This window comes from Hymenobacter terrenus (genome assembly GCF_000972495.1).
In the GTDB taxonomy this organism is placed as follows: domain Bacteria; phylum Bacteroidota; class Bacteroidia; order Cytophagales; family Hymenobacteraceae; genus Hymenobacter; species Hymenobacter terrenus.
This window is the reverse complement of the sequence record NZ_LATM01000001.1, coordinates 938,504-953,042: the sequence shown is the minus strand read 5'-3', so window position 1 is coordinate 953,042 and position 14,539 is coordinate 938,504. Positions and strand designations below refer to the sequence as shown.

10 protein-coding genes are annotated in these 14,539 nt (G+C 55.9%); 5 read left to right on the top strand and 5 right to left on the bottom strand.

What is annotated here, in order from left to right:
• Window positions 1-52 precede the first annotated feature (52 nt).
• Entirely contained in the window at window positions 53-2,392 is a 2,340-nt protein-coding gene (locus WX88_RS04005; protein WP_046243152.1) for a TonB-dependent receptor, read from the bottom strand.
• Window positions 2,393-2,675: 283 nt separating this feature from the next.
• Window positions 2,676-3,062, bottom strand: a complete 387-nt coding sequence (locus tag WX88_RS04000; RefSeq protein WP_046242901.1) for a hypothetical protein — start codon at window positions 3,060-3,062, stop codon at window positions 2,676-2,678.
• Between the two features lie 634 nt (window positions 3,063-3,696).
• Here WX88_RS04000 and WX88_RS03995 point away from each other — a divergent pair.
• A complete protein-coding gene (locus WX88_RS03995) occupies window positions 3,697-5,949 on the top strand; it encodes a glycoside hydrolase family 2 (protein WP_072052930.1) in 2,253 nt (750 codons plus the stop codon).
• A 101-nt stretch (window positions 5,950-6,050) separates the two neighbouring features.
• Here WX88_RS03995 and fabG read toward each other — a convergent pair whose 3' ends face one another.
• A complete protein-coding gene (fabG, locus tag WX88_RS03990; RefSeq protein ID WP_046242899.1) occupies window positions 6,051-6,800 on the bottom strand; it encodes a 3-oxoacyl-[acyl-carrier-protein] reductase in 750 nt (249 codons plus the stop codon).
• 67 nt (window positions 6,801-6,867) lie between these two features.
• On the opposite strand from fabG, the gene WX88_RS03985 reads away from it, so the two are divergent.
• The 3 genes from WX88_RS03985 (at window position 6,868) to WX88_RS28550 (ending at window position 11,093) form a co-directional block, all read left to right on the top strand.
• Window positions 6,868-8,196, top strand: coding sequence for a geranylgeranyl reductase family protein (locus WX88_RS03985; protein ID WP_231590623.1), 1,329 nt, complete (start codon window positions 6,868-6,870; stop codon window positions 8,194-8,196).
• 170 nt (window positions 8,197-8,366) lie between these two features.
• Window positions 8,367-9,086 (top strand): arylesterase, encoded by a 720-nt coding sequence (locus WX88_RS03980; RefSeq protein WP_046242898.1) that lies wholly within the window; start codon window positions 8,367-8,369, stop codon window positions 9,084-9,086.
• A gap of 309 nt (window positions 9,087-9,395) precedes the next feature.
• Window positions 9,396-11,093 (top strand): cellulase family glycosylhydrolase, encoded by a 1,698-nt coding sequence (locus WX88_RS28550; RefSeq protein WP_072052929.1) that lies wholly within the window; start codon window positions 9,396-9,398, stop codon window positions 11,091-11,093.
• A 153-nt stretch (window positions 11,094-11,246) separates the two neighbouring features.
• On the opposite strand, the gene WX88_RS03970 is transcribed toward WX88_RS28550, so the two are convergent.
• Window positions 11,247-11,474, bottom strand: coding sequence for a hypothetical protein (locus WX88_RS03970; protein WP_046242897.1), 228 nt, complete (start codon window positions 11,472-11,474; stop codon window positions 11,247-11,249).
• Window positions 11,475-11,916: 442 nt separating this feature from the next.
• Between WX88_RS03970 and murI the strand changes: the two genes are divergently transcribed.
• On the top strand, window positions 11,917-12,768 hold the full coding sequence (gene murI / locus WX88_RS03965; protein ID WP_046242896.1) for a glutamate racemase: 852 nt from the start codon (window positions 11,917-11,919) through the stop codon (window positions 12,766-12,768).
• A 436-nt stretch (window positions 12,769-13,204) separates the two neighbouring features.
• Here murI and WX88_RS03960 read toward each other — a convergent pair whose 3' ends face one another.
• Window positions 13,205-14,407: an Ig-like domain-containing protein gene (locus tag WX88_RS03960; RefSeq protein ID WP_046242895.1), complete on the bottom strand. Its 1,203-nt coding sequence runs from the start codon at window positions 14,405-14,407 to the stop codon at window positions 13,205-13,207.
• Window positions 14,408-14,539: the final 132 nt, after the last annotated feature.

Sequence of the window (14,539 nt, the reverse complement as noted above, 5' to 3'; positions counted from 1 at the left end):
AAGTTAGAACTCACCCCTCTCCCAGCGGGGAGGGGCCGGGGGTGGGGTTTTGTTATTTCTTGCCCACAAAGGTGTACTGCAAACCCAGCGTGACCAAGCGCGGCTGGCCCACGTTGTACTGCGAGCGGTCGGTGCGGGCGTTGCCGCGGCTGGCGGCATTGCTGTACAGCTCGTCGGTCACGTTGAGCACGTTCACGAAGAGTTCGGCGCCCTTCCACTCGTAGCCGGTGCGCAGGTTGAGCAGGCTCACGCCGCGCCCGCCCAGGAAGCCGCGCTCGTCGTACTTCACGGTGTTGATTTGGTTCTGGTAGTACCAGCCAATGCGCTGCCACTCAGCCGACAGGCGGAAGCCCTTGAACCAGTCGGGCTTGTAGGTAATTTCCGTGTTGCCAATCCAACTCGGCGACTGCGGCATGTCGAAGCCATCGAGCTTCTGCACGGGGTCGGAAGCGCGGGTCGAGAGCGTGAAATCCACGAAGCGGTGCACGGCCTTGGTGCCGTTGAAGCGCACGAAAAGCTGGCTGATGGGCTTGTAGGTCAGGTTCCACTCCACGCCGCGGTGCAGGGTTTGGCCGGCGCTTTGGTAGTCGGTGTTGCCGTCAGTCTGCCGGATAGCCAACAGCTCGTTGCGGCCGTCCATCTGGTACAGCGCCACTTCCACGTAAGCCTTGTTGTCGAGCAGCGAGGCCCAGCCGCCCACTTCGCGGTTGCTAAACTGCGCCGGCTTCAGGTTGTAGTAAAACAGGTCTTCGCCCGGCTGCGGATTGGGCCGGGGCCGAAAAATGGCCGACACCCCGGGCGGCGTGAAGCCCCGCGAGTAGTTGGCGTAGGCGCCCAGGCCCCGGCCGAAATCGTAGGTCGCGCCTACTTTGGGCGTGAATTGCTGGTAGGCCCGGTCGCCTTTTTTCAGGTCGATGAAATTCTCGTAGTCCAGCGCCATGCGGTCGAAGCGGCCCCCGGCGGTGAGTTGCAGGCGTTCGGTGGGCTTCACGTCGAGCTGCCCGTAGAGGCCGGTGCTCAGGATGTTGGCCTCGTAGTTCGACACCTTCAGGTCTTCGCGAGCCTCCATAAACTTGTAGCGGGCCACCGAGCGGCCGTCGGACCGCAGCTCAGCCGCCAGGTTGTAGCGGTAGGAGTTGTAGGTCACGGGCGTGTAGTCGGCCGAGGCGCCCACCAGCAGCTTAGCCGACAGCAAATCGAACCGCTGCGAGTGCTGCGCAATCAGGCCCCGGCTGGTGAAGTCGGTAACTTGGTTTTCGGTCCAGGCCGTGGTTTGGCCGGTGGTCCAGCGCACGGTGTGCACGGGGCTTTGGGGGTAGTAGTTGCTGCGGTAAAAGGCCGTCAGGAAGCTCTCCGAGCCGCCGGCCCAAGAGTGGTTGAGCGTCAGCCGCGCGCGGGTCGAGCGCACGTTGCGGTCCATGAAGTCGTTCACGGCCTTGTAGTCGCGGTTGAAAAACGCCGTGCTGTCGATGCTGTTGTTGACCTCAGACTTGTAGTTGTTGTGCGCCACGCTGGCCGTGAGCGTGGTGGCCGGCGTAAAGTAGTAATCGGCCCGCGCATTCACCGACGTCTTGTCGTAATCCGAATGCGGGTACCAGGTTGAGCGCTGCCGGGCCACGAAACCGCCCACAAACACGCCCAGCTTTTTGGTGGCCATGCCGCCGGCGTTGAACTGCACGCGGCGGTACGAGTATTGGTCGCCCTGCACCCCAACGCGCACCGTGGGCACGGCCGTGGGCCGCAGCGTAATAACGTTGATGGCCCCGCCCACCGCCTCGGGCCCGTAGAGCGAGGAGGCCGGCCCGCGCACCACTTCCACCGAGCTCACGGCAAACAGGTTGGTTTCAATCAGCGAGTTGTGGTTGAACAAGCCCATGGGCCGCAGCGGAATGCCGTCTTCCAGGTACAGGAAATAAGCCGTAGTAGACAACGGCTGCCGGATGGACATGGAGTGCTGCTCGTTTTGCAGGTTGGGCACCACCACGCCGGGCGCCTTGTTCAGCACCTCGTTCAGGGTGGTGGGCTTGGTGTCCTGAATAAGCGTGGGCGAAAGCCGCGTGATGGCCACCGGCGCTTCGGTGCGCAGTTGGGCCTCGCGGCTGGCGGTGACTACCACCGTTTGCAGGTCCTCCACGCGGGGCAGCAGCGCCACGCGCACCTCGCCCGAGGCGGGCACGTCTACCTCCTGGCGCTGGTAGCCGATGGAAGAAATCAGCAGCCGTTGCGCCGGGCCGGATAGGGTGAAAGTGCCGGCGTTGGAAGTGGTGGTGCCTTGGCTGGCGTTGCCGTCGGGCAAGATGGTGGCGCCGGGAATGGGCTCTTTGCTCTGAGCATCGAATACCTTGCCCGACACGGGCGCCTGGGCCTGCACCAACGCAGCAGGCAGAAGCATGAACAGAAAAAGCAAGACGTAAAGTCGTGGCATAACGAAGACCATTAAAGCAAGGGAGGAGAAAAAGCGAAAGCCCGGCAGCCCGCATCGGGCGCAGCAGGAGCTTACCAAGCTCCTGGTCAACAGGAGCGAGTGCACCCCGCCAGGGGCTTCCACAAACCAATGAGAATAGAGCGCCGCATAGGGCGTCAAGGTCACTGCATTGGCGCTCAAACACATGAGCAGCAGCGACACCTGTACCCAGGCAGCTCAGCGGCACTACGCCGCGGCTACCCCAGGCGGCTTAAGCCAGCCGGGGCGGAGACTTGATTAACCGGCGAACGCCAGACAGCAGCGCGGGCTGCCACGCCGCGGCGCGGCGCTTGGCCAGGTACCGGACCCGCACCATCGGGTCGGGGGCCGCGTCGGGCAGGCAATGGGCATCGATGCCTTTGGCCTGGGCCACCAAGTGTGCCAGCGACGAGGCCGGCAGCTTTTTTTTGACCGACGGTTTGCCGGTGCAGCTCTCGAAGCAGTCCAGCCGCAGGTAGTTGCGCTGCTGGCAGTCGGCGCTGTGCACGTAGGGGTGCTCCGCGTGAGAGCCGGCCGGGTCGGGCCGGTTCACGAGGCCCGCGCCAAGTACCAGCAGGTAGTTGGCCAGGAGCAAGAGCACAAGCACTAGGCGAGTCACGCGCGGCGGGTAAAAAGTGCGTCGATAAACCAGGCAGTTAGACGGCTCACTTATGTGTATATAAAAAAGCCCGCTGTCGAAGCTGTACGTGTGCAGGCTCCTTGTTGGATTTAAAGATTTGTAGAATTCAGAGAATAGGTGAGAATACAAGAAGCAGATAATTCGCTGTATCCTGGATTTGCCCAGTTGTTTAATAATACCTAATCCAGCGGGCGAATCTCATGCCACGACGAGGCTACGGCTGCTGCTGGCCTCGCCTAATCTTGGCAATAGAGTGTTGCTAGTAAACTCGTCAGCAGTGTGTGTGGTGGCACGGATAAGTCTAGCGTACCAATTCGTCGTTGGCTTTGTTAAACGAGCGCATGGTCATACGAAATCAGAAGCAAAGGATTTGTCTGTTACATCAAAAATAAAAAAGGTTTGTATAAGCAGAGCACCTGCACGTTTTTCTTATTAGCCAGGAAGTTATTCTTGAATAACTTGCCACGGAAAATCAGTCACGCCTGTTTCGCTCGCCTTTAAGGTGAGGCAAACGAAATATGGTTAATTTCTTCTTGCTTACTAATACCATTCAAAAACTCTAACAAGCTCGTAGTCATTTATCTATCTTCGGAATGACGCGTACCGTAAACTAATGATGAAACTCCCTTTCTTGCTTTTTGCAGTAGTACTCGCATTTAATTTGAATATATTGCCCGCAAACGGACAAAATAAACTTCAGAAAAAGCCTTCAAAAGCGTTGAATAGCGAAAAATCTCATTTTCGTAATATAATCAGCCTAAATGGTAGCTGGAATATTACTAAAACTGATACAACGGCGACTGTTCCCACCACATTCGGCTCTAAGATTCCGGTTCCCGGCTTGGTTGATATGGCAACTCCAGCCATTGAGGCGCCTTACAACGGGCCTTTGGATAAGGATAAAGGCCCCTACAGTATGAGCTACGGCAATCGGAGCTACCTATACAACAATTCAGTATACTGGTACAACCGGACTTTTACCCTAGAAAATACCAAGGCAGCGGTTATTCAACTCAAGTTGAATAAATCCATGTACCACACCCGTATTTTTCTCAATGGGAAATTAGCCGGCGAGAGTTTGTATAGCTTCACGCCAATAGTGGTTGATATTAAGCCATTTCTGAAGGAAGCAGGCCAGGCCAATAAACTGGTCATTGCCGTTGGCAGCCGGAATAACCTGCCTGAGGGAGTTTGCCACGGGGATGATTTTGAAAAAGTGCTTTTCCCGCCCGGAATTTATGATGATGTAAAAATTATCATGTCCGGCTTTCCCTTCATAACCAACGTCCAGACGGTGCCTGATATCCAGGCGAAGCAGCTGCGTGTGGTCGCTGAAATTGATAATGATCAGAAAGAAAAAACTTATAACCTGACGTATATCGTTCGCGAGCTAGCTTCAAATAAAATAATAGCAACTGGCACGGCTGCGCAAGCCCAACAGGCTAAAGTTGATTTCAAAGTCCCCCTACCAGGCTGCAAGCTGTGGTCGCCCGAAGAGCCGTTTCTCTACACCATTGAATTAAATACCGGCGCCGATAAATTGGTGACCCGTTTCGGAATGCGTTCTTTTAGCTCTGGTAAAGAAAAGGGCGTGGTGCTGCTGAATAATAAACCGTATTTCATGCGGGGTACTAACGTGGCTATTTTCCGCTTTTTTGAAGATAGCGAAAGAGGCGATTTACCCTGGAATGGACAGTGGGTCATTAATTTAAATAAAAAATTTAAGGAGATGCACTGGAATAGCATGCGATACACGCTAGGCTTTCCGCCCGAACGATGGTATGATGTGGTTGATAGTCTGGGCCTGCTGATTCAGGACGAATATCCTATCTGGAAACAAGCTAAGCCGAAGCTCATTTCCTATAATTCCAATCAATTAGCAAACGAGTATAAGGCGTGGATGCGCGAACGTTGGAACCATCCTAGTGTCGTGATTTGGGATGGACAAAACGAGTCGGTCTATGATACCGTTGCCCTCGCAATAAATAAAGTACGGGCGCTTGATTTGTCCAATCGTCCCTGGGATAATGGCTGGTCTCCGCCGGCAAGTCCAACGGATGTGATGGAATCGCACCCTTACCGGTTTTTCTCCGTTTTTAATACGATTGAATTTAAGCCGGCCGAAGAGGCGAAGAAGCCTGAATTCAAGGAACAGAATCTGTTAAGCTTATTGGAAAAACCCATGACGCCTGATAACTCCTGGGTGAGTCATTCGAAAGCGGCCGACCGAAATGAGTTGAAATATCCTAATATCATTAATGAGTACGGCTGGTTTTGGCTAAACCGGGATGGTTCGCCCACAACTCTTTCCGTCGGTATTTTTAACACTCTATACCCCGAAGCCAATACGCCGGAGAAGCGGTTTGAATTGTATGCGAAAGTCATCGCAATGAAAACGGAATATTGGCGTGCCCATCGTCGGGCGGCTGGGGTTCTACACTTTTGCGACCTGGGATATTCGCGCACAAAAGACCCCCATGGCCAAACAAGCGACAATTGGATTGATGTGAAAAACCTGGTTCTGGAACCACACTACTACGCATACATGAAAGCAGCCTCTAGCCCGGTCGGCATTATGGTGAACCTCTTTAAAAATAAATTGCCGGCCGCGGCTAGCCAGCAAGTACCGCTTATTTTAATTAATGATACGTATAAGTCCTGGATGGGTAATATCAAGGTGTCTCTGCTGAAAGAAGGTAAAATCGTTGCAAATAAGGCTATTCCAGCTTCTATTCAGCCATTGGGCAAAGTGGATTACAGCACAGTACTTCAACTGCCAAAAGAGAAAGGCAATTATAAATTGGTTGCTGAAATAAGCTACAATCAGGAGTCGGTGAAAAGCATTCGCGAATTCGTGATTGAGTAGTATTGTAAACGCCCGGATAAAGCTGGCATCTATACCAACCTTATCCGGGCGTTTATCAATACCATTGCGAGGTTTAAATAGTGAGCGTCACATAGGAGCTTTTACGTCAGCATCCCACCATCTACCTGCAACACCTGGCCAGTGATGTAGCTCGAATCGTCCGAAGCCAGGAACGCTGTGGCTTTGGCTATATCATCGGGACGGCCGCCGCGCTTGAGAGGAATAGCTTTGCGCCACTCGTCCAGCTGCTTGGCATCGAGAGCATCGGTCATTTCGGTTTCGATAAAGCCGGGGGCAATGGCGTTGCAGCGGATGTTGCGCGAGCCCAGTTCCAGGGCCACCGATTTGGTGAAACCGATGATGCCGGCCTTGCTGGCAGCGTAGTTGGCTTGGCCAGCGTTGCCTTTAATACCCACCACGCTGGTCATGTTGATGATGGAGCCGGCTTTAGCGCGCATCATCGGCTTGGTGGCGGCCTTGGTGAGGTTGAAGACGGACTTGAGGTTCACGGTCAGTACATTGTCCCACTGTTGCTCCGACATGCGCATGAGCAAGCCGTCCTGGGTGATGCCGGCGTTGTTGACGAGGATGTCGAGCTTACCAAAATCAGCCACCACATCTTCTATCAGTTTCTCGGCCTGCGCGTAGTCGGAAGCGTCGGAGCGGTAGCCCTTTACCTTAGAGCCATGGGCGGCTAGTTCTGTTTCCAGTGCTTGGCCTTTCTCCACGGAAGACAAGTAGGTGAAGGCGACATCGGCGCCAAGTTGGGTAAAATGCGCCGCGATGGCGCGGCCAATTCCTTTGGAAGCACCCGTGATGAGGGCCACTTTCCCGGTCAGTGTTTGGGTCATGGGGCGAAGGTAAGAAGTGGCGCGCAGCCTTTGCTGCGCGTTCGGGCGTGAAGTTGGCTGTTCAACAATGCACCCGAAGGCGCAGCAAAGGCTGCGCGCCACATTTGGGCTGCATTCGCGCTACTGCGAGCGTCGTCCTACCTTCGTGGCCGACATGCCCCACCACGACATCTGCATTTTGGGCGCGGGCCCCGGCGGGGCTACCGCCGCCCTGCATCTCGCCACCGCCGGCCAGCGCTGCTTGCTCCTGGACCGGGCTGCGTTCCCACGCGATAAAATCTGCGGTGATGCCCTCAGTGGCAAGGTCTTGAACGAGCTGAAGCGCATTGCCGAAGAGCTGCCTGCACGGCTGGCCGCCGCACCCATGCAAATTCCCAGCTGGGGCATCGATTTCTTTGCGCCGAATGGCCGCCGACTTGCGATTCCCTTCAAGCCCAAGTTCGACAAAGCGAATGACCGGGCTGCCGGCCACGTGGCCAAGCGGCTCGATTTCGACAATTTTCTGGTGGAGGAAGTGCGCCAGCGCCCTGAAATTGATTTTCGTGAAAACGTGGATGTGGCCCGCACCGAGCGCACGCCCGTTGGCTGGCAATTATTTGACAAAGCTGGGCGGGAAATTGCCACCTGCCGTCTGCTGCTGGTCGCCAATGGCGCCCAATCGGAATTCGCCCGCAAAGTGGCTGGCCACGCCCTGGAGCCCGACCATCACTGCGCCGGTTTGCGCACCTACTACGATAAGGTGACCGGCTTAAGTCCCGATAATTTCATCGAACTCCATTTCATCAAGGATTTCCTGCCTGGCTACCTCTGGGTGTTTCCGCTGCCCAACGGCCAGGCTAACGTGGGAGTGGGCATGCTTTCGAAAACCGTGGCGGCCAAGAAAATCAACCTTCGCCAGCGGCTCGATGAGATTTTGACCACGCACCCCACGCTGGCGCCGCGCTTTGCCCAAGCCCAGCGGTTGGGGCCCGTGCGCGGCTTCGGTTTGCCGCTGGGCTCGAAGCGGCGGGCGCTGTCGGGAGCTAATTATTTCCTGCTCGGCGATGCCGGCTCGCTCATTGATCCATTCAGCGGCGAGGGCATTTCGCACGCCATGGTGAGCGGCCGCCACGCTGCCCACTGGGCCGCGCAAGCCGTGGCCCAAGCCAATTTCAGCCTCGAATTTCTCCGGAATTACGATAAAGCCGTGTATAACCGCCTTGGCCAGGAACTCCGCCTGAGCCGGGTGATGCAGCGGCTGCTCAACTTCCCCAGTCTGTTCAACATCGTGGCCAACCGCGCCGTGAATAACCCCACGCTAGCCGAAACCCTATCGATGATGTTCATGGATTTGGACCTGCGCGAGCGGCTGCGGCAGCCCAGCTTTTACTTTAAACTGCTGTTTGGCGGGAAATGAGGACCCAAAACGTAATGGCTTTTGCCAGCTACTCGTTCTTCCGGCTGCGTAAGCGCCCCGGTGCTTGCCGCCACGTAACCGGGCGGCGCATCGTTCGTTACGATTAAGGAAGCTGGCAAAACCTTCGCCCCATTTTCTGTCTTTACGGCTTCGTGCCCCAAATGCCACTCATGAATGTAGTTCGTTCCTCGCTGGTTGCTGCTCTGTTTGCCCTTGTGCTGAGCGCCTGCAATTCCGACTCAAAGACCGAAAAGGCGGACTCATCACCCGCAGCTACCGCGACTCAATCGCCGCTCAATCAGCCTGCTCCCAGCACGGGCAAGAAGCGGCTGCTGTTTTTCGGCAATAGCCTCACCGCTGGCTTCGGCGTGGAGCCAGACGAAGCCTTCCCGGCCCTGGTAGGCCAGAAAATAGATTCCTTGAAGCTGGGCTATGAAGTCATCAACGCGGGCCTGAGCGGCGAAACCACGGCGGGCGGCCGCAGTCGCGTGGGCTGGGTGCTACGTCAGCCCGTCGATGTGTTTGTACTGGAACTGGGTGGCAACGACGGCCTACGCGGTCTGCCGCTCACCGACACCCGCCGCAACCTGCAGGCCATCATCGACACGGTACGGCGGCGTAGCCCCAACGCGCAAATCGTGCTGGCCGGCATGCAGATTCCGCCCAATCTGGGTGCCTCCTATGCCGCCAGTTTCAAGACCTTGTACCAGGAAATAGCTGCCCAAAATCACCTGGCACTCATTCCGTTCCTGCTCGAAGGCGTGGGCGGCGACCGCAAGCTGAACCAAGCCGATGGCATTCACCCCACGCCGGCCGGGCACCGCATCGTGGCCCGCACCGTGTGGAAGGTGTTGCAGCCACTGCTGGCCGGTACCAATAGCCCCAGCTGATTATCGCGGCCCAATTGGGCAGGGGAGGGGCGCAACTCCCGAACAATGGCTCATCTCCTTTAGGCTAGGGGATGAGCCATTTTTTTGTCACGTATGGCCCATAAGTATGGGCGCAGGAGTAATGGGAGCTTCCTGGTGATGTTCTAAATCAGAGGGCAGAGCTCGCTGTAATGAATTAATTTATTTGTTGAATTCGATTCAGTGAATTATTGCGTAAATTGTTTGTTTTCAAAGTGAATTGATTTGCTGGAACTTGCATTTTATTATTAGTTGATTTCTTTCACACTCACCCATTTTCTTGTTAGATCCGTGAAAATAACAATTTTATTCTCGCCTTTTTGCCTGCGGTTACGACTGCTCTACGCGTGGGTCATCGTATTTGCAGGGTGCGGTTTTTTTCCTGCCGTCGCGCAAACCCCCGTGACCCGATACGGCGCTTTGCGCGTGCAAGGCAGCCAAATTGTGGATCAGGCTAGTCAGCCAGTGAGCTTGGCGGGCAACAGCTTGTTCTGGAGTAACAACGGCTGGGGTGGCGAGCGGTACTACACCGCCAACGTAGTGGGCTGGCTGAAAAATAATTGGAACGCCACCATCGTGCGGGCCGCCATGGGCGTAGACGAAGCCGGTGGGTATCTCGAAAACCCTGCCCGCGAAAAAGCCAAGGTGAAAGCCGTGGTCGATGCTTGCGTAGCTGCCGGCCTGTACGTCATCATCGACTGGCACTCGCACCACGCCGAGCAGCATCAGGCCGAGGCCATTGCCTTCTTCCGGGAAATGGCTACCACCTACGGTAATACGCCCAACGTGATTTACGAAATCTACAACGAGCCCCTCCAGGTATCGTGGACCGGTGTGGTGAAGCCCTACGCGCAGGCCGTGACCAACGCCATTCGTGCCATCGACCCCGATAATCTCATCGTGGTGGGTACGCCCACGTGGTCGCAGGACGTGGACGTGGCGGCCGGCAGCCCGGTGTCGGGCACCAATATTGCCTACACCTTGCACTTCTACGCCGCCACCCACAAAAGCTCTTTGCGCAACAAGGCCAGTGTGGCCCTCAGCCAAGGCGTGGCCTTGTTCGTGACAGAATACGGCACCTGCGACGCTTCCGGGGGCGGGGCTGTCGACGCGACTTCTACCCAGGAATGGATGGATTTTATGCGAGCCAACAAGCTCAGTCATTGCAACTGGGCACTGAACGACAAGAGCGAAACAGCTTCAGCGCTGCTGCCGGGCACCAGCCCCAGCGCCGCGTGGTCCGACAGCTACCTCACAGCTTCGGGCCGGCTGGTAAAAGGCTACGTCCAAAATTGGGGTGGCACCACCACAACTACGCCGCCCACCACCCCACCGAGCAGCGGCGCGGCGACCAAGGTAGAAGCCGAAAGCTACCACGTCATGGCCGGGGTACAAACCGAAAACACCGCCGATACGGGCGGCGGCCTGAACGTGGGCTGGGTCGATGCGGGCGACTGGATGGCCTACACCGTCTCCGTGCCCACGGCCGGCACTTACACCATTCAGTACCGGGTGGCCAGCCCAAACAGCAGCGGGCAAATCCGGCTGGAGCAGAATTCGGGCACGAAGGTGCTCAGCACCATTGCCGTGCCTAACACCGGCGGCTGGCAAAACTGGGTTACCATCACAAATACCATCACCCTGGCGGCCGGGCAGCAGGATATTGCCATTGGCGTGCCAATGGGAGGCTACAATATCAACTGGTGGAGCCTTGCGCCGGCCACCAGTGCCCGTCCGATAACGTCTACCGCTGCCGCGCTCTACCCAAACCCGGCCCAGCAGCAATTGCACATTGCGCTGGCTCAGCCGGGCAAGGCGGCTCGTATTGTCGTCTTCAATACCCGGGGCAGGCAGGTGCTGAGCCAGGAACTGCCCGCCAGCAACTCAACGGATGCCCGCGTTGCCATCGGCGCATTGGAACCAGGGCTTTACACCTTGCGCGTGGTGCAGGCAGACCAAGTCACCTCAACCAAATTTGAGAAGCAGTAAGTACCCCTTTTTGCACCCCAAAGAGTCCCGACAGGTTGCTGCCGGGACTCTTTGGGGTGGCCCTACGCAGGTATTCCACCGTTGAGATTATTCTCGGCTGACATTTTCCCGTGCCCAGGTGACGGCGCAGTCGTACATAACCGCCATGGGGAATTATATAACCCGTAGGCCATCCACGTTTACTTCATCGCGCAGCAGTTCGAGGTGGCGGTAGGCGAGGGGCCGGCCGGCGTCGGTACTAAGGTCGGGCAGCGTGGTGCGGGCGGCGTCAAGGGTAAGTTGCGTGAGCTTGCGTTCGCCAAGGTAGATAGCGACGGGACGACCCAGACGAACGTCGTGGACGGCCAGGGCATGGTCAATTTCGGCCAATATGGTGCTCATGGTAAATAAGCGAGCTGGAAAGGGGCGGAAATATAGCAAGTGTTTGGTAGTTGTTGGCTATTAGCTCTTAGCGCGGTTCTAAATCGGTGTGTTTATAAAAGATTAAAAGCGAAGCACCAACCCCAATTGATTAATTTCAACCGACCCATTTGACAAGCTAATTAATCTCTACAATGATGCAAAAAATGCCTTATTATTCAGTTTAAAAGTTTTTATCAATAAATTATTTCCCCTCGAAAAAGACCTCCTAATTTCCGCGAATGCCCGGTGTGCATGGCCTCTGGAAAGAGAGAATTTAACCGCGGAATTTATTTGAATAATCTGCCCGGCAACGGCTCCGAAGGGTCGGCTATACCAGTATCGCTTTGGTAGCCATAGTCAGCTACCCTAAATACCCCGCTCGCATAATAGGCCGACCATGGGCTCCGGCTACCTTTGCCCCATGATAACTGCTGTTTCTGCTCCCGCCGTTTCGACCGCGGCTCTGGCCAACCGGCCCATTGGCATGTTCGACTCTGGTATTGGCGGACTCACGGTGGCACGGGCAGTAGCCCGGCGCCTGCCCCACGAGCGCATCGTGTACTTCGGCGACACGGCCCATTTGCCCTATGGCGATAAAAGTGCCGCTGCCATTCAGGCTTACTCCGTTAAAATCTGCGACTTGCTCTTGCGCCAGCATTGCAAGGTGATTATGATTGCCTGCAACTCGGCCTCGGCTGCCGCCTACGAGCTTGTGCGGGAATATGTGGGTTCCAAAGCGCGGGTGCTGAATGTGATTGACCCTATCGTGGCTCATCTGGGTCAGGCATACTCCGGCCGCAGGGTAGGCCTTATCGGCACCAAGCAAACCGTGAATTCCAACGTGTATAAGAAGAAGGTCGACGCTCTTGATGCCGGTGTGGACCTGCAATCCCTGGCAACCCCGCTACTCGTGCCGATGATTGAAGAAGGCTTCTTCAAAAACTCCATCAGCGATGATATCATCGGCACTTATTTAGGCAACCCGGCCTTGGCCGATATCGATGCGCTGGTATTGGCCTGTACCCATTATCCCCTTATTAAAGAGCAGATTGCATGCTATTACGCCGGCCGCGTCGATGTGCTAGACGCCTCCGACGTGGTGGCGGCCAATGCTGAAACTTACCTAGGCGCCCACGGCCTGCTGGCACCCGCCACGTCCACTCCGCCGGCGCATCATTTCTACGTGTCGGATTTCACGCGCTCCTTCGAAGAAAGCACACGGATATTCTTTGAGCAGGAAGTGCACCTGGAGCATTATCCACTCTGGGAATAATAAGTGGAACATATACTCAGCACTGCCGCCCTGGTTATGGCTGGGCCCCGTTAGTAGAGCCGATTAATTATAGCGTTTCGTCTTCGTAAACCGTTTCCGGTTCACGTTGTAACAATTAGAGCGGCTTTCAGATGAGCGGAGAATTTCAACCGAAGAACCACTCTAACTCGTCCTCGCGGCTTCCCCAGCTATTTTGCCGCCTACGCTCAAGCAGCTTCAGTGCTTGCCGTGTTCAGATTACCAGCGGGTTTCTCTATAACAGCAATAAAGCCAACGCAGTCCCATTGCGTTGGCTTTATTGTTGTTATCTCTCAGGGTTAACCGTGCCGAAGGAGTTCCAATGACGGAACAGTAGTCAGTGCCAGATTCAAGGGACCTGCCAATGAGGCGGAATCAGGGAGCTAGTATGGTGGACCAACTTCAGCCCTGAAAAAGCTTATTGCTTGGCAAAGCACAGGCGACGGATGGTGCCCGCATGGCTTAACTCAAGCAGATACTGGCCGGCTTTGAGCCCGGCCACGGGCAGGGCCACGCCCTGATACGACCCGCTCCATACCTGGCGTCCTACCAAGTCGCGGATGCGGACTTCACCGCCCACAAACGCTTCGGCCGCGTGTAGGTTTAGCTGAGTTTGGGCTGGATTTGGGTACACGCCCAAGTCGGGGCCGCCAGCCTGGGAATGGGCCGCGGCCAGGGCCGGGCGGACGCTATGGGAGCTGACGGCGCGCACTTTAAGCGAAGAAGCCCGGTCATTCCATCCATTGGCTCCCAGGCAGCTAGTATTGCCGCTGAGCACGATAGAGGCACCCTTGTAGTCGTCCTCAGCAAAAAGCTCTACTTCGTAGCCGCTGGCCACTCTCAGTGAGGAAAGGACATTATCATTGAGGCCCAGCGCTTGCAGATAGACTTGGCTGTAGCTACCGATGGCCGGGATAGTGGCCGCCCGCCCGCTGTAGGAGCAATCTGGGTACAAGGTGGCGAGCCCCGAGGTACGCACTCTGATGGAGGAGACCTTGTTATCGAAAGAGCGGGCCGTCAGGCAGTCATTATCGCCAACTACCACAATAGATTCTCCCTGAAAATTATCCTCCGCGAAGAGCTGTATTTCGTAGCCCGGCGCGACTCTCAGGGAGGACAGGTCATTCTCATTGATACCCAGTGCTTGCAGGTAGCTCAGGCCGTAATCGCCTATGGACCGAATGGCGGAGCCGTCGCCCCCGTAGGAGCAATTGTTGTAGAGGGCTGCCACTCCAACGGTTAAGTACACCTTCTCGGAAGTGGTGGTGGCACCCGCATTATCCGTGGCTTTGGCCGTCAGGTCGTAAGTGCCAGAGCCCACATTCGCCCACGTATAGCTATAAGGGGCAGTAGTATCGGTACCCAGCAGCTCGCCGTATTGGTAGAATTCAACTTTGCGCACCGTGCCATTGGCATCAGCCGCATTTGCGTTAATAGTAAGGGATGAGCCAACGGTGATGACCGTACGATTACTCGGCGAAGTGATTCTTACCATCGGAGGCGTATTCGTGACTTGCGCCTGGCTTGGTACTGCCCCCATCAAGCCCCCAAGTAAAAGTGCTGAAGAGAGAATCAGGCGAATATTGTCGCAGAGGGAGTGGGTAATGGATTGGGTTTTCATAGTTGGTTGGAATTAGTTGGTAAAGTGAAAAAAGAACGGGTACCCATTAGCCACTGTCTCAGTAAAACAATGGTTATGTGAGTAGTACGTGTAAATTAATAAAAATTTACGGTCGATAATCAATTCAGTAGT